Source organism: Erythrobacter sp. RANMB8, from assembly GCF_056848235.1.
The window spans coordinates 209405-229861 of sequence record NZ_JBREHG010000001.1; the positions used below are offsets into that span (position 1 = coordinate 209405).

At 65.5% G+C, this 20457-nt stretch carries 19 protein-coding genes; 11 read left to right on the forward strand and 8 right to left on the reverse strand.

Translation table 11 applies throughout. The features are described 5' to 3' along the window. Positions 1-180: 180 nt before the first annotated feature. Positions 181-831 carry a hypothetical protein gene (locus ACU0AG_RS01100; protein ID WP_482780409.1) on the reverse strand — a complete coding sequence of 217 codons (651 nt, stop codon included), beginning with the start codon at positions 829-831 and terminating at the stop codon, positions 181-183. Positions 832-904: 73 nt separating this feature from the next. Between ACU0AG_RS01100 and ispH the strand changes: the two genes are divergently transcribed. Genes ispH through rnhA form a run of 3 tightly spaced genes read left to right on the forward strand, consistent with a single transcriptional unit; the run spans position 905 to position 3356 of the window. Next, positions 905-1882 (forward strand): 4-hydroxy-3-methylbut-2-enyl diphosphate reductase, encoded by a 978-nt coding sequence (ispH, locus tag ACU0AG_RS01105; protein WP_482780410.1) that lies wholly within the window; start codon positions 905-907, stop codon positions 1880-1882. Positions 1883-1898: 16 nt separating this feature from the next. Next, the gene (gene thrB / locus ACU0AG_RS01110) at positions 1899-2870 is read left to right on the forward strand and encodes a homoserine kinase (protein ID WP_482780411.1); all 972 of its coding nucleotides are present in this window, start codon (positions 1899-1901) and stop codon (positions 2868-2870) included. A 27-nt stretch (positions 2871-2897) separates the two neighbouring features. After that, positions 2898-3356, forward strand: a complete 459-nt coding sequence (gene rnhA, locus ACU0AG_RS01115) for a ribonuclease HI (protein WP_482780412.1) — start codon at positions 2898-2900, stop codon at positions 3354-3356. 114 nt (positions 3357-3470) lie between these two features. Here the strand turns inward: rnhA and ACU0AG_RS01120 are convergent, their stop codons facing one another. The 3 genes from ACU0AG_RS01120 to ACU0AG_RS01130 form a co-directional block, all read right to left on the reverse strand. Then, positions 3471-3647, reverse strand: coding sequence for a YegP family protein (locus ACU0AG_RS01120; RefSeq protein WP_081095341.1), 177 nt, complete (start codon positions 3645-3647; stop codon positions 3471-3473). 64 nt (positions 3648-3711) lie between these two features. Next, entirely contained in the window at positions 3712-4827 is a 1116-nt protein-coding gene (locus tag ACU0AG_RS01125; RefSeq protein ID WP_482780413.1) for an NAD(P)/FAD-dependent oxidoreductase, read from the reverse strand. Then, the gene (locus ACU0AG_RS01130; protein WP_482780414.1) at positions 4824-5789 is read right to left on the reverse strand and encodes an alpha/beta fold hydrolase; all 966 of its coding nucleotides are present in this window, start codon (positions 5787-5789) and stop codon (positions 4824-4826) included. The genes ACU0AG_RS01125 and ACU0AG_RS01130 overlap by 4 nt, the downstream gene beginning before the upstream one ends. 121 nt (positions 5790-5910) lie before the next feature. Between ACU0AG_RS01130 and ACU0AG_RS01135 the strand changes: the two genes are divergently transcribed. The 7 genes from ACU0AG_RS01135 (at position 5911) to ACU0AG_RS01165 (ending at position 13423) form a co-directional block, all read left to right on the forward strand. Beyond that, positions 5911-6399, forward strand: coding sequence for an A24 family peptidase (locus ACU0AG_RS01135; RefSeq protein ID WP_482780415.1), 489 nt, complete (start codon positions 5911-5913; stop codon positions 6397-6399). A gap of 88 nt (positions 6400-6487) precedes the next feature. Beyond that, on the forward strand, positions 6488-7603 hold the full coding sequence (cpaB, locus tag ACU0AG_RS01140; protein ID WP_482780416.1) for a Flp pilus assembly protein CpaB: 1116 nt from the start codon (positions 6488-6490) through the stop codon (positions 7601-7603). A gap of 67 nt (positions 7604-7670) precedes the next feature. Continuing rightward, positions 7671-9323, forward strand: coding sequence for a type II and III secretion system protein family protein (locus tag ACU0AG_RS01145; protein WP_482780417.1), 1653 nt, complete (start codon positions 7671-7673; stop codon positions 9321-9323). Positions 9324-9342: 19 nt separating this feature from the next. Continuing rightward, positions 9343-10059 (forward strand): CpaD family pilus assembly protein, encoded by a 717-nt coding sequence (locus ACU0AG_RS01150; protein ID WP_482780418.1) that lies wholly within the window; start codon positions 9343-9345, stop codon positions 10057-10059. Between the two features lie 3 nt (positions 10060-10062). Beyond that, complete coding sequence (locus ACU0AG_RS01155) at positions 10063-11343, forward strand: pilus assembly protein CpaE (protein ID WP_482780419.1); 1281 nt, start codon at positions 10063-10065, stop codon at positions 11341-11343. 91 nt (positions 11344-11434) lie between these two features. Continuing rightward, complete coding sequence (locus ACU0AG_RS01160) at positions 11435-12406, forward strand: type II secretion system F family protein (RefSeq protein ID WP_482780420.1); 972 nt, start codon at positions 11435-11437, stop codon at positions 12404-12406. An 18-nt stretch (positions 12407-12424) separates the two neighbouring features. Continuing rightward, complete coding sequence (locus ACU0AG_RS01165; protein WP_482780421.1) at positions 12425-13423, forward strand: type II secretion system F family protein; 999 nt, start codon at positions 12425-12427, stop codon at positions 13421-13423. A gap of 16 nt (positions 13424-13439) precedes the next feature. Here the strand turns inward: ACU0AG_RS01165 and ACU0AG_RS01170 are convergent, their stop codons facing one another. The 4 genes from ACU0AG_RS01170 to ACU0AG_RS01185 form a co-directional block, all read right to left on the reverse strand. Continuing rightward, a complete protein-coding gene (locus tag ACU0AG_RS01170; RefSeq protein WP_482780422.1) occupies positions 13440-13901 on the reverse strand; it encodes a MarR family winged helix-turn-helix transcriptional regulator in 462 nt (153 codons plus the stop codon). Then, entirely contained in the window at positions 13894-14766 is an 873-nt protein-coding gene (locus tag ACU0AG_RS01175; protein ID WP_482780423.1) for a crotonase/enoyl-CoA hydratase family protein, read from the reverse strand. The genes ACU0AG_RS01170 and ACU0AG_RS01175 overlap by 8 nt, the downstream gene beginning before the upstream one ends. Positions 14767-15001: 235 nt before the next feature. Next, on the reverse strand, positions 15002-15787 hold the full coding sequence (locus ACU0AG_RS01180; protein WP_482780424.1) for an SDR family NAD(P)-dependent oxidoreductase: 786 nt from the start codon (positions 15785-15787) through the stop codon (positions 15002-15004). A 25-nt stretch (positions 15788-15812) separates the two neighbouring features. After that, a complete protein-coding gene (locus tag ACU0AG_RS01185) occupies positions 15813-16985 on the reverse strand; it encodes an acetyl-CoA C-acetyltransferase (RefSeq protein WP_482780425.1) in 1173 nt (390 codons plus the stop codon). A gap of 338 nt (positions 16986-17323) precedes the next feature. On the opposite strand from ACU0AG_RS01185, the gene ACU0AG_RS01190 reads away from it, so the two are divergent. After that, positions 17324-20443, forward strand: coding sequence for a TonB-dependent receptor domain-containing protein (locus ACU0AG_RS01190; protein ID WP_482780426.1), 3120 nt, complete (start codon positions 17324-17326; stop codon positions 20441-20443). Positions 20444-20457 lie beyond the last annotated feature (14 nt).

Consider the following 20457-nt stretch of genomic DNA (forward strand, 5'->3'; position numbering starts at 1 on the left):
CAAAGAAGGAAGCGGGGCCCCGGGTCAAGCCCGGGGCGGGGAAGAAAGGACACAAACGCCAAGCGGACGTAGCGCTGGAACGACGCCAACGGCGTCGCAAGGCCGACCGGCCGCCCGCAGCGACGCGGCCCTAAGGCCGCATGAGCGAGGATTTCGCACGCCGGAGGGCGTGCGGAACACCTACCTCGTCACGTTATACTTCAGCTGGTCCTCGGTCAGCTGGAAGCCGACCAGCATTTCGAAGCGGGTGCGGGCAATCGCCGCCTTCACTTCGGGATCGGCCAGCGGATCGAGCGCGGCCTCGGCATCGCCGGCGCGTCGTCGCTTGGTGATCTTCTGGCGGATATCCTCCGGCAGGGCCGCATCGGCGCGGTTGACGTAGGAGCCGACCTTCGCGCTGCCGCTCGCCCGCTCCTGCCCGTCGGCGAAGGTCAGCGTGACCTGCCCCACGCGCTTCGAAATCACCGCGCTGCCGCCGCGCAGGACCGTGACGAAATACGGGAGCTGCACCGTGCGGCTGCCGCGCGTATCGGTGCGGCGGGCGTGCACATCGAAGGTCGCTTCGGAATAGATCCTGTCGGTGGTGTCGTTGCAGGTCGGGCGCAGGTTGGTCATCGCCGCGCTGATATCGATCCCGGCCGCGGTCTGGTCTGCGGCGGAACGGAAGATGGTGACATCGCCGGTATAGTCGGGAATGCCGACCGCCGGGCACATCGACAGCACGCTGGAAATCCCGACGCCCTGATCGATCACCAGCTCGCCCTTCTGGCTGCAAGCCGAAAGGGCCGCCACCAGAGCCAAAGCCGAAACAGCGCGTGCGCGAAGCATCATCAAAACCCGTCCTCGAAAATTCCGATCCCGTGCGCCCTAGCGAGGACGCGCACAAAGCGCTAGGGGGGAGGACATGAACGCGCCCTTTCCCGCATCCGGTGCCACCACCGCCGAACGCCCGCCCCTCAACCTGCTGATCGCTGCCCCGCGCGGCTTTTGCGCCGGGGTCGACCGGGCGATCGAGATCGTCGAGAAGGCGCTCGAACGCTATGGCTCGCCGGTCTATGTCCGGCACGAGATCGTCCACAACAAATACGTGGTCGAAGGCCTGAGAGCCAAGGGCGCGGTGTTTGTCGAGGAACTGGACGAAGTGCCCGATGATGCGCCCGTCGTGTTCAGCGCCCACGGTGTGCCCAAGGCGGTCCCGGCAGAGGCGAAGCGGCGCAAGCTGCTCTATGTCGATGCCACCTGCCCGCTGGTCAGCAAGGTCCACCGTCAGGCCGAACGCCAGATCGAAAAGGGCCGCCACATCATCTTCATCGGCCACGAAGGCCACCCCGAGGTGATCGGCACCATGGGGCAGGTCGAGCCGGGCCAGATGACGCTGGTCGAGACGATCGAGGATGTCGACAAGCTGCCCTTCGATTCTGACGAGGAACTCGCCTACCTTACCCAGACCACCCTGTCGGTGGATGATACCCGCGAGGTGATCCAGGCGCTTGAATGGCGGTATCCGAACATCTCCGGCCCGCGCGCCGAGGACATCTGCTACGCCACGTCCAACCGGCAGGCGGCGGTCAAGGAACTGGCGCAGGATTGCGATCTGGTGCTGGTGATCGGCTCGCCCAATTCCTCCAACGCGCTGCGGCTGGTGGAGGTCGCCGAACGGCTCGGCACGCCGGCCAAGCTGATCCAGCGCGCCACCGAGATCGATTTCGCCTGGCTCGACGGGGTGGAAACCCTGGGGTTGACCGCGGGTGCATCGGCGCCCGAAATCCTCGTGCGCGAAGTGGTCGATGCGCTGGCGGCCTATCGCCCGATCAGCGAAAAGACGATCACTGCGGCGGAAGAAAAGATGGTGTTCAAGCTGCCGCGCCAGCTGACCGAGTAGGCATCGGGGGGCTCAGGTGGCGGTTTACACCCATCTCGGGGCGGAAGACCTCGCCCGGCTGATCGCGCAATATGATGTGGGCGATCTGGTGATGGCCAAGGGCATTGCCGAGGGCGTGTCCAATTCCAACTGGCTGGTGGAAACGACCGGATCGGGCAAATCCGGCACCCGTTTCATCCTGACGCTGTATGAACGGCGGATCGACTATGCCGATCTGCCTTACTTCCTCGGCCTGCTCGATCATCTGGCAGAGCGCGGCTGCCCCGTGCCGCGCACCATCCATGACCGCAGCGGCGCTTCATGGCGGATGGAGCATGGCAAGGCGGCGGCGCTGATCGAATTCCTGCCCGGCGTCTCGCCCACCCTGCCCACGCCTGCGCAGGCGCGCAGTGTCGGCGCGGTGCTGGCGCAGCTGCACCTTGCCGCGAAGGATTTTCCGATGACCCGCGCCAACGCGATGGATTTCGCCGCGAGCGCCGCGATCCTCGATGCCTGCGGGGCAGACGCGCTGGCGACGATCCATGCCGATCTGCCCGCAATGCTCGGCCACGCCCGCACCGCCGCCGCGCTCGATCTGGAAGGCCTGCCGCAATCCCAGACCCACACCGATCTGTTTCCCGATAATGTGCTGATGCTGGGCGATGCGGTCACCGGCCTCATCGATTTCTACTTCGCCTGCACCGGGCCGATGGTGCTCGATCTGGCGGTGACCCATGCGGCGTGGTGCTTCGGGCGCGACAACCGCTTCCTGCCCGATCTGGGCGCGGCATTGATCGCGGGTTACGAAAGCGTGCGCCGCCTCGAACCGGCCGAGCGTGCGCTGTTCGCCGATGTTGCCAAGGGGGCCTGCCTCAGGTTCGTGGCGAGCCGCGCCGAAGACTGGCTCGACACCCCCGACGATGCTCTCGTCACCCGCAAGGACCCGATGCAATTCGCCCAACGCTGGCGGTTTTATGACGATAGCGGCGCAGGGCTGCTTGCAGGCTGAGGCCGCCCGGCCCATGGCAGGGCCGCAATGAAACAGGTCGATATCTTCACCGACGGCGCCTGCAAGGGCAACCCCGGCCCCGGCGGCTGGGCCGCGATCCTGCGCAGCGGCGGGCACGAGAAGGAACTGGTCGGCGGAGAGCCGGAAACCACCAACAACCGCATGGAAATGACCGCGATCCTGCGCGGGCTTTCGGCGCTGAAGGAACCCTGCAAGGTCACCGTCCACACCGACAGCCGCTATGTCATCGACGGCATGACCCAGTGGATTTTCGGCTGGCAGAAGCGCGGCTGGGTCAACGCGGCGAAAAAGCCGGTCGCCAACGAGGATCTGTGGCGCGAACTGATCGCCGCGGCGCGCCCGCACACAGTCTCATGGGAATGGGTCAAGGGCCACGCCGGGCATCCGGAGAACGAACGCTGCGATGCGCTGGCAAGCGAGGAGGCGGTGCGGCAGGCCGATCCGAAATCACGCTTTCCGCATTAGGCCATTCCCGTCATTGCGAGCCGAAGGCGAAGCAATCCATGGTCTGATGTTCCCGCGTGTGGCGCGGTTCTGCCATGGATTGCTTCGCTACGCTCGCAATGACGAGCAATATGATCAGCTGTTGTCTTCAACCTCGGCATCGGGGCCGTTCTTCTTGATCGAATCGATCGCGTTCTGCGCGCTCGCCTTGCTCGAATAGCCCTGGGTCGAGAACATCACTTCCGAATTGTACTTGAACCGCACGCGGAACTCGCCGGCATTGTCCTTGTAGATTTCAAACTTGTGGGCCATCGGATTTCCCCTTCCCTTTGTGGTTGATAGGCCTTGCAAACCTGCCAGATCGTGCAGGCATTGGCTAGAGCGTTAACGCCTCGGCCGCCACCCTGAACCGGGCGGGCGCATAGGCCGCAGCATCGATCCGCGTCGTCATGGCATCGGCGCTTTGGCCCAGCAGCAATTGCGCGCCCAGCCGTGCGGCGGCAGGCGCGGTCTGGATGCCGAAGCCGCCCTGCCCTGCAAACCAGAAGAAGGCTTGGGCGCGGGCATCGAAGCCATAGACCGGCAGGCGATCGGGCGCAAAGCTGCGCAAGCCCGCCCAACGCCGCTCGACCGCGGCGATCCGCCAGTCGGTGACAGCCATGAAGCGGTCGATGGCGATGGCAACGTCGATCTCCTCGGGCGCGGCATCGCAGGGGGCCGAGGGGATTTCGTCATGCGGGGACAGCCACAGACGTCCGGCATCGGGCTTGAAATAGAAGCCCCCGTTGATGTCGAGCACCAGCGGCAGATCGGCTGGGGCCTGCGGTTCGACCCGCAGCACCGCGACCGTGCGGCGGAAGGGGGCGATGCCGATGGGTGCGACACCGGCAAGCGCCGCGACCTGATCGGCCCAGGCACCCGCCGCGTTGACGAGGGTTGCCGCCTGCCATGTCTCGCCGCGTTCGCTGGTGATCGTCCACACACCGCCCGCACGGCTTACCGCCGCCACCCGCGCGCGGCAGGCGATGGTGACGCCGTGCCGCCTTGCGGTGCCAAGGTAATGCTGGTGCAGCCCTGCCACATCGATATCGGCGCAGGCGGGCTGGTGCAGCGCCTCGCTCCATTCGGGGCGGATCTGCGGCACCATGGCGGCGAGCGCGTCGGGGGAGAGGCGCCGGGTGACCACGCCCGTTCCGGCGAAAGTGGCCACATGCGCGTCCATCGCCGCACGGTCTTCCCCCCGCCCGACAAACAGCGCGCCGCGCGGGGTGAGAAAGCCGTGTTCGGCAAGATAGGCGCCCGAAGCCAGCGTCAGCGGCACCACGCCGGGGCCGCCATAGGTTTCCTCCCAGAAGGCGGCGGAACGCCCGGTGGAATGATATCCCGGCGCGTCCTCGGCCTCGATCACCACCACGCTCGCATGGGGGGCGAGTTCAGCCGCAAGGCTCGCGCCGGCCATCCCGGCGCCGATGATGGCGATATCGTGGATCATGGCGTCAGAGTTTCGGGCGGCGCGGCCTTGTCGAGGAAGGCGGCAATCGCGTCCATCGCACGATCACGCACCGCATCGACCTCGCGCAGGATTTCGTGGTGCGCCTCGCCGCCGAAGGCGACCATCTCGCCGTGCGGCAGGCGGGCGGCGGCGCGCAGGTTGGCCGGGTGGCTCACCAGCTTGTCGGCAGCGGTGGAAAGGAACAGCACCGGCGTAGCGACGCTTTCAAGCGCGCCCGCCTGTTCCAGCCGCCGCCACGAGGCATAGGCCCGCTCGACCCAGCGCCAGCTTGCCGGGCCCATCACCAGCTGCGGGCGGTGTTCGCGCCACCACACCTCGTCGGCATAGCGGTTGGCATCGTGGGTCAGCAGCGTGGCGCGGCCCGAGGGCAGCTCGCCCGGCTTCTCGCTCCATTTCCATGCCTGCCGCAGCGGATCGCCGATGGTGCACATCAGTTTGGCAACGGTATGGAGCACAGGTAGCGGCAGCGGCGGGCCGTTCATGCCGGTCATCGGCGCGCTCAGCACCACCGCATCGGGGGCAAGGCGGGCATCGGCCAGAGCGCGCAGGATGATGTGCCCGCCCATCGAATGGCCCGCCAGCACGTGCGGCCCCGGAGTTTCGGCGATCCACTGCGTCCAGAAATGCGCCAGATCATCGGTCCAGACGGTGAAATCGGGGATGTGCCCCGTCACCGCATCCCCGCCGAGCCGCCCGGAACCCGCCTGCCCGCGCCAGTCTGCCGCTGTCACCCGCCAGCCGGCGCGGTGCCACTGTTCCAGCGTTTCGAGATATTTCTCGTAGAAATCGCCGCGTCCCGGGAAAAACAGGATCGATCCGCGCGCAGCATCCCCCGCGCCCGGCCAGTCGATCCGGCGGATCGCGTGCCCGTCGGCAGCCTGCCATACGCTCTCGCGCGCATGCGGCGGGATCGCCCGGCGGTCGATCACCGCGCCTGTCACCGTATCGTGAATCGCAAGCCTCCGGGTTTGGTTACTTTTTGGTAAGTCATAGCCTGTAGCACTGTCCCGAAGTTGGACTGGCCGCGCCTCCCGGCACGGCACCTTCGGGGGCTTAAAGTCGATGAGTTTCATTTCCTACGGTCTGCTGATCGCCTTGGCAATCGCACTGGTGGTGGCCGCTTTCACCGATATCCGCCGCCGCCAGATCGACAACTGGCTGAACGGCGCGATCGCGCTCGGCGCGCCGCTGTTCTGGTGGGCGAGCGGGCTGGACCTGTGGCCGGGCGTGGCGCTGCAACTGGGGGTCGCGCTGCTGGCCTTTGCCGCCTTTGCGGCGATGTTCGCGCTCAAGGTGATGGGCGGCGGCGATGTGAAGCTGCTGACGGCGCTGGCGCTGTGGATCCCGTGGGACGAATTCCTGCAGATGCTGTTCGTGATGGCGCTGGCGGGCGGCGTGCTGACCTTTGTGATGGTGCTCTGGCACACGGCGCGCCGGCAGAAGGACCGGCTGGCGATCCCCTATGGCGTGGCGATCGCCTTTGCCGGGCTTTTCGTGCTGCTGCCGAAACTTGCGCCGCAAGCAGCGCAGCTCGCCTCTTCGGCAGCATAACCCGATTTTAACCAGTCAGGACTTACGCACTGCAACCATACCTGCCCGCTGACCAAACCAAGGGCGATTACGAGGGGGCTTTTTAGCCATGGATAGGAAGAAACTGGTTCTGCTGCTCGGCGCGCTGATCATCGCGATCGGGACGGCCTTTGCCGCACGGAGCATGTTCACCGGAGGCGCTGCCCCCGAAGCCGAAGCTGCCGCCCAACCCACCGGCCCGCGCGTGCTGGTGGCCAAGCGGGCGCTGACCGCCGGCACCATCATCACCGCCGATGCGCTGGGCTTCCAGCCCTGGCCCAAGGAACTGGTGCAGGACGCCTATTTCATCGACGGCGAGGCCGACATGAACAAGCTGATCGGCACCGTGGTGCGTTACCCGATCACCGCCGGTGAACCCGTGACCCAGGGCTCGCTCGTCAGCCCCGGCGACCGCGGCTTCCTTGCCGCAGCGCTCGGGCCGGGCATGCGCGCCGTGACGGTGCCGGTGTCGGCGATGACGGGGGTTGCGGGCTTCGTGTTCCCGGGTGACCGCGTCGATCTGGTGCTGACCCAGGAGGTCAAGGGCGAAGGCGACGGCGCCCCGCTCAAGACCGCCGAGACCGTGCTGCGCAACCTGCGCGTGCTCGCCACCGACCAGACCACCGAACAGACCACCGACGAAAACGGCAAGACCGTGGTGACCGAGTTCCGCACCGTCACGCTCGAAGTGACGCCCAAGATCGCGGAAAAGGTCGCCGTGGCCCAGACCGTCGGCACGCTCAGCCTGGTGCTGCGCTCGATCGCCGACAGCCAGTCGGAACTGGAACGGGCGATTGCCTCGGGCGATGTCCAGCTGCCTGCCAACGCCACGCCGGAACAGGAAGAAAAGCTGCTCAAGGCGGCCATGGCCCGTCCGATCGACAAGGGCACCACCTTCACCACCGGCGGCGATGTGTCGCGCTTCCAGCGCACCAGCGTGCCGGCCAAGGCCCCGCCCGCGCCCTCGCCGAACTATGCTCCGGCACCGGCACAGAGCGGCCCGTCGATGGGCAACCCGGCTCCGGCCTACACCGGCCCGAGCGTGCGGGTGACCCGCGGCAAGGAGACCGAGGAAACCCCGGTGAGCGCCAAGGCCAACAGCACCGCGATCATTTCCAGCCAGTCGCGCGGCACCCGCCGCACCGGGGGAGCCTTCCCCGCGACCGGCACGGTCGTGACGAACTGACCGGAAGGACCAACCCATGCCGATCACCATTCTGCGCCAGCCGCATCCGACCCAGGGGGGCAAACCCATGAAACGCAACTTCAAGACCAAGCTGATGGTAGCGGCCCTTGCGGCCGTGCCGATGGCGGCGATGCCTGCCACCACCGCCATCGCCCAGCAGGTCGTCAGCCCGTCGCAGGAAATCGTCCTGTCGATCGGCAAGGGCGAACTGGTGACGGTGCCCGGCACCATGGCCGATGTGTTCGTCGCCAATGACGAGATCGCCGATGTGCAGGTGAAGTCGCAGCGCCAGCTGTATGTGTTCGGCAAGGCGGGCGGGGAAACCACCGTCTATGCCAGCAACGAACGCGGCGATGTGATCTTTTCGGCCAACATCCGCGTCGGATCGAACATCGGCAGCATCGACCAGATGCTGGCGCTGGCGATGCCCGATGCCAAGGTGAGCGTGGCGACCATGGGTTCCAACACCGTGCTGCTGACCGGCACCGTGAGCGCGCCCGAAGATGCGGCCGAGGCCGAACGTCTGGTGCAGGCCTTCCTTGGCGAAGAAGCCAATGTGATCAGCCGCCTCAAGACCGCGACCCCGTTGCAGGTCAGCCTGCACGTGAAGTTTGCCGAAGTCAGCCGCTCGCTGCTGCGCGAAATCGGCGGCAATGTGCAGACCTTCGATGCGGGCACCGGCGGTTTCCGCGGCGGGATCGGCACGGGCCGCGCCTTCACTGCGCCCGAAACCAATTTCGGCGGCCCGCTGGCTGCCGGCAACGGGGCGGCCCAGCCGTTCCTGCGCCGCCGTGTTCCGGTGCTGCGTCCCGACGGTTCGATCGCCACCGATCCGACCACCGGCGCGGCCCTGTTCGAACAGATCGACATCCCCGGCATCGGCATCAACAGCAACGGCAACAACACGCTGTCGGGCATTGGCCGCCTGTTCGGGGTCGATGTGCTCGGCGCGCTCGATCTGTCGGAACGCCTTGGCCTCGTCACCACGCTGACCGAGCCCAACCTCACCGCGCTTTCGGGCGAAACCGCCACCTTCCTGGCGGGCGGTGAATTCCCGATCCCGATCGCACAGGGTCTGGGGCAGGTGACGGTGCAGTTCCGCCAGTTCGGCGTGAGCCTGGCCTACACCCCGACGGTGCTTTCGAACGGCCGCATTTCGATGCGCGTGCGTCCGGAAGTGTCGGAGCTTTCGAGCCAGGGCTCGATCACGCTCAACGGCTTTCAGGTCCCGGCGCTGACCACGCGCCGCACCGAAACCACGATCGAGCTGGGTTCGGGCCAGAGCTTCATGATCGCCGGCCTGATGAGCGCCAATTCGCAGAACGTGCTCGACAAGGCACCGGGGCTTGGCGACGTGCCGATCCTTGGCAACCTGTTCCGCAGCCGCGAGTTCCGCAAGGGCGAGACCGAGTTGGTGATCGTGGTCACCCCCTATCTGGTCAATCCGGTGGACGCCAAGGACATCAAGCTGCCGACCGACGGGTTCCGTTCGGCTGACGAGTTCCAGCAGCTGCTCGGCTATCAGGCCCATGCCGGTGTGACGGGCGAAGAGCGCCCCGGCCCGACATCCTCGCAGCCCGAAGCGCCCGCGCCCAAGGTGAGCGAGGCCGATCCCGCCGCCATCGTCCCGAGCAGCGGCGAAAAGCCGCGCCGCGCCGACAAGAAGAACCGCAAGAAAGAACGCGAGGCCAGCGCAGCGGCCCCGGGCTTCAGCCTCTAAGCCGAGAAAGGTGAACACGATGCTTTTCGCACGACACAAATCGCTGGCCAAAACGATGGGCCGCACACCGGCCCTCGCCCTTGCGCTGTCGCTCGGCTTCGGCCTGACCGCCTGCGGCGGGATGCCGACCAACACCTCGCTTTACAGCACCAAGCAGCCGGTGGTGGAACGCACCAACTTCACGCTCGATGTGAAGACCGGCGCTTCGGGCCTGCCGATTTCGGAACAGCAGCGCCTGAACGGCTGGTTCGAGACGATGGACCTGCGTTACGGGGATCGCATCGCGATCGAAAACCCCGGCCAGAACCCGGCGGTGACCAATGCGATCCGCGATCTGGCGGGGCGTTACGGCCTGATGATCAGCGATACCGCGCCGGTCACCAGCGGCTTTATCGAACCGGGTTCGGCGCGGGTGGTGATCACCCGTTCGACCGCTTCGGTGCCGGGCTGCCCCGACTGGTCGGCCAAGTCCGACATGAATTACACCCACGGCCTCAGCCCCAATTACGGGTGCGCGGTGAACAGCAATCTCGCCGCAATGGTGGCCGATCCGCAGGATCTGCTGGAAGGCAAGAAGGGGGCGAGCGAAACCGTGATCGCCACCTCGAACAAGGCAATTTCGACCTATCGCGACACTGAACCGACCGGTGCGGCCGGGCTGATGAATGCATCGGCTGGCGGCGGCAACGGCGGCGGCGGTGGCGGCGGTGGCGGCGGCGGCGGTGGAGGTAACTAAGCCATGAATGCTCCCTGGAAATCGGGCTTGCCCGGCAATCGCGATCCCTTTGCGGCCTATATCTGCGATGACAACGCGCTGGATGTGATCCGCCCCGTGGTGATCGAACTCGGCTGGCAGCCGGAAAAGTGCAACAAGGGCGGCCTGCGCAACGCGGTGCAATCGCTCTCGGTCAGTGCCTCGCCGGCGATCCTGCTGGTCGACCTGTCGGAAAGCGGCGATCCGCTGAACGACATCAACGCGCTGGCCGAAGTGTGCGAACCGGGCACGGTGGTGATCGCCATCGGGCAGGTCAACGACGTGCGGCTTTACCGCGACCTCCTGTCGAGCGGGATTCATGACTATCTGCTCAAGCCGCTTTCGGCCCAGGCGGTGCATGATGCGCTCAATCAGGCGCTGGCGGTGTTCATGTCGCCCAAGGCGGGCGATGCGGATGGGGCCAAGCGTCACATCTCGACCGCTGTCGTGGGCACCCGCGGCGGGGTTGGCGCCTCGACGCTGGCGACCTCGCTGGCGTGGCTGTTTTCCGAACAGCACAAGGCCCCCACCGCGCTGCTCGATCTCGACGTGCATTTCGGCACCGGCGCGCTGGCGCTCGATCTCGAACCGGGCCGCGGCCTGACCGACGCGATCGAGAACCCCAGCCGTATCGACCCGCTGTTCATCGAACGCGCCATGGTGCGCGCGGGGGACAACCTGTCGATCCTGTCGGCGGAAGCCCCGATCAACCAGCCGCTGATGACCGATGGTTCGGCCTTCGTGCAGCTGGAGGATGAATTCCGCCAGGCGTTCGAGATGACGGTGATCGATCTGCCGCGCAACATGCTCATCAACTTCCCGCAGCTGCTCGCTGACGTGAATCTGGTGGTGCTGACCTGCGAGCTGACGCTGGCTTCGGCGCGCGACACGATCCGCATCCTGTCGTGGCTCAAGACCAATGCCAGCCACGCCCACCCGATGGTGGTGGCGAACAAGGTGCAGCCGAGCCTCGCCGAAATCAGCAAGGCCGATTTCGAAGCCTCGATCGAACGCAAGGTCGATTTCGTCGTGCCTTACGACATCAAGGCGGCCTCCAACGCGGCCAAGCTGGGTCAGGTGTTCGTCGACGCCAACCGGTCGAGCAAGGCCAGCGCGGCGATCCGCCAGATTGCCGAGCGCGTGATGGGTGTCAGCGCCGACGATCTGTCGTCGGTCAGCGGCGAGAAGAAGTCGCTGCTCGGCGGGTTCGATCTCAAGGCGCTGCTGGCCAAGAAACCCAAGGCCGAAGCCGAAGTGACCGAATAAGCCCGCGGCGCCGGGGGGCTATCGGCCACCCCGGCGCGCGGCACAGAACCAAGCCCGCCGGTATGCGGCGGAACAGGCAGGAAGCGTAGCCATGGACTTTTTCCAAACCCTGCTGATCACGCTGGTGATCTTCGCCGTGCTGGTCATGGGCTATCTGCTGGTGTCCGGATCGGGGGTCGCCAAGGCGCAGAAGCGCCGCATGGAAGCGCTGCGCTACCGCCATTCGGAAAGCCTTGAAGCCAAGGTCGACGCGCAGTTCAAGCGCGCCATCGCCGCCCGCAAGCCCAAGACCTACAAGGTCAAGGGCGCCGGTTCGCGCACCGAGGCGCTCGCCGCCCGGCTCGACCGCACCGGCAAGGGCTGGACGGTCTCGCAATATCTCTACACCACCATCGGCCTGGTGCTGGCGATCGCGGTGGTGATCTTCGTGATGAGCCGCGCGCCGATGCTGTCGCTGGGCGTTGGTCTGGTGATCGGCGCGGGCCTGCCGCATCTGGTTGTCAACTACCTGATCGGCAAGCGCACCAATGCCTTCATCACCAAGTTCCCCGACGGGATCGAACTGCTGGTGCGCGGCCTGCGTTCGGGCCTGCCGGTCACCGAAACGCTGGGCATCGTGGCGCAGGAAGTGCCCGGCCCGGTCGGCCTCGAATTCAAGGGCGTGATCGACCGCATCAAGGTCGGCAAGACCATGGAAGACGCGCTGCAGGACACCGCAGACCGGCTCGCCATCCCCGAATTCAACTTCTTCACGATCACGCTGGCGATCCAGCGCGAGACCGGGGGCAACCTTGCCGAAACCCTGTCGAACCTCGCCGACGTGCTGCGCAAGCGCGCCCAGATGAAGCTGAAGATCCGCGCGATGAGCTCGGAATCCAAGGCCTCGGCCTATATCGTCGGCGCCCTGCCCTTCATCGTCTTCGGCCTGATCTTCTACATCAACCCCGATTACATGGGCGGGTTCTTCAGCGATGAGCGCCTGATCGTCGCCGGGCTCGGCGCGATGGGGTGGATGAGCATCGGCGTGTTCATCATGGCCAAGATGGTCAATTTCGAAATCTGATCCGAAGGGCAGCAGACCATGATTGACCAACCCGCCGGCCCGACGCTTCTCGGCTTCGATGTCATCCTTGTCGGCACCATGCTGGCCGCCGTTGCCGCCTTTGCGGTGATGCTGGCGATCTATGCCGCGGTCACCATCCGCGATCCGATGGCCAAGCGCGTGCGCGCACTGGAGGCGCGGCGCGAACAGCTGAAGGCGGGGATCGTCACCTCGTCATCGAAAAAGCGCGCCAGCCTCGTTCGCCGCACCGACACCACCGACAAGGTGAAGGACGGCCTTGGCAAGCTCAACGTGCTGCAGGAAAGCCAGCTGAAGGCGGTGCAGCAGAAACTGGCCCACGCCGGCTATCGCAACAAGGAACTGGCGGTCATCATCATCGGCCTGCGCGCGATCATGCCGATCGTGCTGGGCGGGCTGGCCGCGCTGCTGATCTACGGGGTGGAACTGTGGCCCGACATGGGCCCGTTCAAGCGGCTGGCCGCCTTCGCGGGCACGCTGTTCCTCAGCTACAAGGGGCCGGAACTCTACATCAGCAACCAGGCGACCAAGCGCACCAAGGAAATCCAGAAGGGCCTGCCCGATGCGCTCGATCTGCTGGTGATCTGCGCCGAAGCCGGTCTGACCGTGGACGCCGCCTTCAACCGCGTCGCCAAGGAACTGGGCCGCGCCTATCCCGAACTGGGCGAGGAATTCGCCCTGACCGCGATCGAACTGTCGTTCCTCAACGAACGCAAGCACGCCTTCAACAACCTCGCCTACCGCGTCGATCTGGAAGCGGTGAAGGGCGTGGTGACCACCATGATCCAGACCGAACGTTACGGCACCCCGCTGGCATCCGCGCTGCGCGTGCTTTCAGCCGAATTCCGTAACGAGCGCATGATGCGCGCCGAGGAAAAGGCCGCGCGTCTGCCCGCGATCATGACCATCCCGCTGATCATGTTCATTCTGCCGACGCTGTTCGTCGTCATTCTTGGCCCGGCGGCCTGTTCGATCTCGGACAACCTCGTCGGAAAGTAATCGCCAAAAGGTCTGTCTATACAGAAACCGTGCGGGCCAGCCGGTCTGCGCGGTTTCGCATATCTGCCAGCAGGCGGCGCAGCAGGGCTTCTTCGGCCGGATCCAGCCCATCGAGCAGCTCGCGTTCGGTCGCGCGGGCCAGCGGCATGACCTCGGCATGGATCGCCCTGCCCTCGCCCGTCAGTTCGAGCAGGTGGGAACGGCCATCGACCGGATTGGGCACCCGCCCCACCAGCCCGCGATCCTCCAGCACCTTGACCGCACGGTTGACCGCGACCTTGTCCATCACGGTCGCCGCGGTCAGATCGCGCTGGGTCATGGTGCCCGCATCGCCGAGCACCGCCATCACCCGCCATTCGGGGATTTTCAGCCCGAACCGCTTGCGATAGCGTTCGGCAATCAGCCCGCTGACCGCGTTGGATGCGACCGACAGCTGATAGGGCAGGAAACCCGCAAGTTCGCCGCCGCCGTCACTCATAAGGGCGCGCATCCCACCAGGGGTAGAAATCGGGCATGTCGGCGCTGACCTTGCCGGGATACATGGCGCGGCGCTTTTCGAGGAAGCTGGCGATGCCTTCCTTCGCATCGACCCCGCGGGACAGGCGATAGATGGCGCGGCTGTCGATCTTGTGCGCTTCCATCGGGTGATCGGCCGCCGCCAGCCGCCACATCATCGCCCGCGTCATGGCGACCGAAATGGCCGAGGTGTTGTCGGCAATTTCCCGTGCGAGGCCTTGCGCGGCGTGGATCAGGTCTTCCGGCGCGTGAACCGATCGCACCAGCCCGCCCGCCTTGGCCTCTTCGGCATCGAAGACGCGGCCGGTGTAGCACCATTCGAGCGCTTGGCTGATCCCGACGATGCGCGGCAGGAACCAGCTCGATGCGGCCTCGGGCACGATCCCGCGCCGGGCGAAGACGAAGCCGTAACGCGCCGTGGAGCTGGCAAGGCGGATGTCCATCGCCAGCTGCATCGTCGCGCCCACGCCCACCGCCACGCCATTGCAGGCGGAAATCAGCGGCTTTTTGCTTTCGAACAGCCGCAGCGTCAGCAGGCCGCCGCCGTCGCGCACTTTGGGATCGGACAGGCTTTCCACCTCGGTCGGATCGGAAAACACATGGCCCCCGCCTTCAGGCGTCAGGTCCGCGCCCGCGCAGAAGGCACGTTCTCCGCTGCCGGTGAAGATCACGGCGCGCACCGCATCATCGGCGTCGATATCGTCCATCGCCGCCATGATCTCCTCGCCCATGGTGCGGGTGTAGGCGTTCATCTTGTCGGGGCGATTGAGGGTGATGGTGGCAATGCCATCGGCCTTGGTGGCGATGATCTGGGTGTAGGTGGTCATGCGAAGTCTCTCTCCTGTGTTGGAACAGTGATGCCATGGCGCACGCAAAAGAAAACCCCCGCAAAAGCGAGGGCTTTCCTTGCCGGGTTTCGACGGGAGAATGGCGGGGTTTAGGTCGCCCTAGACCCCCTCTAGACCCCTTCTAGACCCCTTCTAGGCCTGTTTTGCGCAATGTTTCACGTGAAACATTGGCGGGCTTCGCCTTAGCGCAGGGCCATGCGGCCACCCCTCGCGGTCAGCGTGGGGCCATGCGAATGCCGCCGTCGAGGCGCACGTCCTCGCCGTTGAAATAGCCGGTCTCGATCATGGTCATGGCGAGCTTGGCATATTCCACCGGCATCCCCAGACGCTTGGGGAACGGCACCGAAGCAGCCAGCGCATCGCGCACGTTCTGCGGCGCGGCGGCGAGCAGCGGGGTGTCGAAAATGCCCGGCAGGATGGTGTTGACGCGGATGCCCTCGTTCATGAGGTCGCGCGCGATGGGCAGGGTCATGCCGATCACACCGGCCTTCGAGGCCGAGTAGGCTGCCTGGCCGATCTGGCCGTCTTCGCCGGCCACCGAAGCCGTGTTGACGATCGCCCCGCGCTCGCCGAACTCGTCGATCGGATCGAGGGTCATCATGCCCGCCGCCGACTTGGCGATGCAGCGGAAGGTGCCGATCAGGTTCACCTGAATGACGAAATCGAAGGCCGAGATCGGGAAGTGCTTGATCGAGCCGTCTTCCTTGCTGCGGCTGGCGGTCTTGATCGCGTTGCCGATCCCGGCGCAGTTCACAAGGATGCGCTCCTGCCCGTGGGCGGCGCGGGCCTTGGCGAAGCCGGCATCGACGTCTTCATCGCTGGTCACGTTGACCTTGCAGAAGATGCCGCCGATTTCGGCAGCGAGGGCCTCGCCCTTTTCCTCGTTCATGTCGAAGATCGCGACCTTGGCGCCCTTGGCGGCCAGCGCGCGGGCGGTCGCCGCGCCGAGGCCCGATGCGCCGCCGGTGACGACGGCGGGGGTATTGGCTGAAACTTCCATGTTCGTCTTTCCTCTCAGATCAAAATCAAAGGCTTTCGATGATGGTCACGTTGGCGACACCGCCGCCTTCGCACATCGTCTGCAGACCGTACTTCTTGCCGTGGCGCTTCAGCGCGTGAACCAGCGTCGCCATCAGCTTCGTGCCCGAAGCGCCAAGCGGGTGGCCCAAGGCAATCGCGCCGCCATGGACGTTGAGGCGCTCCGGGTCAGCGCCGGTGTGCTTGAGCCAGGCGAGCGGCACCGAGGCAAAGGCCTCGTTGACCTCGTAAAGGTCGATGTCGTCGATGGTCAGGCCTGCGCGCTGCAGGGCGCGGTCGGTGGCGAACAGCGGCTCTTCAAGCATGATCACCGGATCGCCCGCGGTGACGGTGAGGTTGTGGATGCGCGCCAGCGGGGTCAGTCCATGGGCCTTCAATGCCGCTTCGCTGACCACCAGCACCGCCGAGGAACCGTCGCAAATCTGGCTCGACGAGGCCGCGGTGATCGCGCCATCGGGCGACAGCAGCTTGACGCCCGCAATGCCTTCGAGCGTCGCATCGAAGCGGATCCCTTCGTCAACCGTGTGCAGCTGGGTGCCTTCGGGTGTCTCGACTTCCACCGGCACGATCTCGCGCTCGAAGGCGCCTGCCTTGGTCGCGGCAATCGCACGCTCGTGGCTGGTAAGCGCAAAGCGGTCGAGATCGTCCTTGGTGAAGCCGTGCTTCTTCACGATCATCTCGGCGCCCATGAACTGGCTGAACTGGATGCCGGGATACTTCGCCTGCAGCTCGGGCGACATGTAGTGGCCGAGGCCTTCCTTCATGTGGAAGGTCGCGTTCGAGCCCATCGGCACGCGGCTCATGCTTTCCACGCCGCTGGCGATCACCACGTCCTGCACGCCGCTCATCACAGCCTGCGCGGCAAACTGGATCGCCTGCTGGGACGAACCGCACTGGCGGTCGATAGTGACGGCAGGGGTCGATTGCGGGAGCAGCTTCGACGCCAGCACGCCCATGCGTCCGACCTGCATCGCCTGTTCGCCCGCCTGGGTCACGCAGCCGGTCACCACATCGTCGATCGCCTTGGGGTCGATGCCCGACCGCTCGACAATTGCATCCAGCGACTTCGCCAGCAGATCGACCGGGTGCACTCCGGCCAGACGCCCGCCACGACGGCCGCCCGCGGTGCGCACGGCTTCGACAATGTAAGCTGTGGTCATCTCTCTCTCCTTGTTTCCGGCCCGCCAACGGGCGGCGTGCGGCGGCAATCAGTTTCGCTTCGCCACTCGCTTGCCCTCCGCCTATTGAAGGCCCGCCCCCAAATCAAGCGATCAAAATGATCGGTCATTCATCGCAGGATTTGCACGGATCACCTGCCAAGTGTTGCAGATATGCTACGCCGACTGCGCAAGCGCCTGATCCGGATCATATTGCGTTTGCACTGTATCTGGGGTTGGCCGAAGGAGCAGGCTCGGAGGGGGATATGTGACGTTTGCCGCATGCCCTTGACGTTTGAAGTGTCAATTGACCTGGTCAAACCTAGAGGAGGAAGACCACCATGAAGAAGCACTCGCTTCTGAAGGCCGGTGCGGCAACCGCCGTCATCGCGCTGACCGTGGGCGCCCCTGCCTTTGCGCAGGATGCCGACGTAACCACCGAAACCGCAGCCGAAACCGAAACCGCTGGCCAAGCCATCGTCGTTACCGGCACCCGTCTGCGTTCGCCGAACCTCGAGTCGGCCAGCCCGGTCACTGTGATCGGTGCAGAAGAATTCGCCATCACCGGCACCACCCGCGTGGAAGACCTGGTGAACTCGCTCCCGCAGGTCTTCGCCGGACAGGGCGGCAGCATTTCGAACGGTGCCACCGGGACCGCGACGCTGAACCTGCGCGGCCTGGGTGCCGAGCGCACCCTGGTGCTGGTCAACGGCCGCCGCATGATGCCCGGCACGCCGAGCACCTCGGCTGCTGACATCAACGCCATCCCCGCCGCTCTGATCGAGCGTGTCGACGTGCTGACGGGCGGTGCATCGTCGGTGTACGGTGCCGACGCTGTGGCCGGCGTTGTGAACTTCGTTCTCGATACCGATTTCGAAGGCTTCAAGATCAACGCCAACTACGGTTTCTACAACCACAACAACCGCGCGTCGAACGACGTGCGCGGTGCGCTTGACGCGCGCGGCTTCGGCTATCCGACCGGTTCGGTCACCGATGGCGGCAGCTTCGACGGCACCATCGCCTTCGGCAGCAGCTTCGACGATGGCCGCGGCCGCGTGACGGCCTATGCCGGCTACCGCAAGATCGATCCGGTGCTGCAGGCCCGTCGCGACTACTCGGCGTGCGCCCTTTCGGCCAACTCGCTGGCGTCGGTGACTGCCGGCGGCCGCCAGTACAACTGCGGCGGCTCGGCCACCTCGGCCACCGGCACGGTGTTCTACTTCGACGATTTCGACAATCTGACCGATGCGAACGGCGACGGCGTTGCCGACTCGCTGACCTCGACCATCGCGCAGTTCGGCCCGAACCGCACGCTGCTGGGCGGCTTCACGCCGTTCAACTTCGGTCCGCTGAACTACTTCCAGCGTCCGGACGAGCGTTACACCGCCGGCCTCTTTGCCGATTACGAAATCTCGCCGGCGATCAAGCCGTACATGGAGTTCATGTTCATGGACAACCGTACGGTTGCCCAGATCGCTCCGTCGGGTAACTTCGGCAACACCCTGTCGATCAACTGCGACAACCCGCTGCTTGGCGCTGGCCAGCGTGCGGCCATCTGCGACGACGAAAACCTGCTCGTCAGCCCGCTGCCGGGTGATGCGTTCACGGTTGTCGGCAACGTGGCTGCCGAAAACGCTGCACGTGCCGCACGCGGCCTGGGCGAACCCCAGCTGCCGACCACGCCGTTCAACTTCATCGATCCGCTGACCGGCAACAGCTACAACCGTGCGTTCCTGCAGCCGCTGCGTCGTAACGTCGAAGGTGGCGCGCGTCAGGACGATCTCCAGCACGTCAGCTATCGCGCCGTCATCGGTGTGAAGGGCGATCTGTCGCCGGCATGGTCGTATGATGCGTTCTACCAGTATGGTCGCAACAACTACTCGCAGACCTACCTGAACGACTTCTCGATCGCGCGTCTTGGCCGCGCCCTCGACGTCGTGACCGGCCCCGGCGGCACCCCCGTCTGCCGTTCGACGCTCGACGGTTCGGATCCGAACTGCGTGCCGTGGGACATCTTCTCGCCGGGCACTGTCACCCCGAGCGCCGCTTCGGTTGCCTACCTTTCGACCCCGGGCTTCTCGCGCGGCGTCGTGAGCCAGCAGGTCGCCAACGCGTTCCTTTCGGGCTCGCTGGGTGAATATGGCCTCAAGACCCCCTGGGCCGACCAGGGCGTCGATATCGTGTTCGGGACCGAGTACCGCAAGGAAAAGCTCGAGTTCTTCTCGGACACCGCGTTCAGCACCGGCGACCTTGCCGGTCAGGGCGCGCCGACCCTGCCGGTTTCGGGCAGCTTCGACGTGACGGAATTCTTCACCGAAGTCCGTATCCCGATCGCGCAGGACAGCTGGGTGCATAACTTCACCGTCACCGGTGGTTATCGCTACTCCGACTACAGCACCGGCGCGAACACCGACACCTACAAGATCGAAGGTGAATTCGCACCGATCCGCGACATCGCTTTCCGTGGCGGTTACAACCGGGCCGTTCGTGCACCGACCGTGCAGGATCTGTTCGCACCCAACCGGGTTGCTCTGGACGGCTCGACCGATCCGTGCGCCGGTTTCGTGATCACCGCAGCCGATCTCGGCTGTCGTGCCCAGGGTCTGAACGTCGGCCAGTTCGTCGCTCCCAACCCGGCCGAACAGTATAACGGCTTTGTTGGCGGCAACATCAACCTGCAGCCGGAAGTGGCCGACACCTACACCGCCGGTGTGGTGCTGACCCCGACCTTCCTGCCGGGCTTCAGCGCGACCATCGATTACTTCAACATCGAAGTGAACGGTGCGATCCAGGGCATCGGCGCCGACCTGATCGTGCAGCAGTGCACCGACACGGCGGATCCGTTCTTCTGCGGTCTGGTGAATCGTGACGGTTCGGGCTCGCTGTGGCGTTCGAACGCCGGCTTCGTGGTCAACCTGCCGCAGAACATCGGCTCGCTGAAGACCTCGGGTGTCGACATCAACGCGACCTACCGCACCGAAATCGGTGACCTCGGCACGCTGAACTTCAACTTCATCGGGACCTACCTCGATGAGCTGAGCTCGAATGCCGGTGTCCCCGGTTCGCCGGACGTCGAGTGCGTTGGCCTCTACGGCAACCTCTGCGGCACGCCGAACCCCGAATGGCGCCACCAGGCCCGCCTTGGCTTCGATTTCCGCAACGGGATCGGCACCTCGGTGCGCTGGCGCTACTTCGACGCGGTCGTGTTCGATGGTCTCAATGCCAATACCCAGCCGGGTATCCGTGGCTTTGACGCCGTCAACTACTTCGACCTGGCGCTGACCTTCGATGCGGGAGACAACTTCAACTTCCGTCTCGGTGCGAACAACGTGTTCGACAAGGCGCCGCCGGTCACCGGCTCGCAGGCCTGCCCTGCCGGTCCGTGTAACGGTAACGTGTTCGCCCAGGTGTATGACGCACTTGGCCGCTACATCTACGCCGGTGTGACGCTTGATTTCTAAGCGTCCCAATCGCT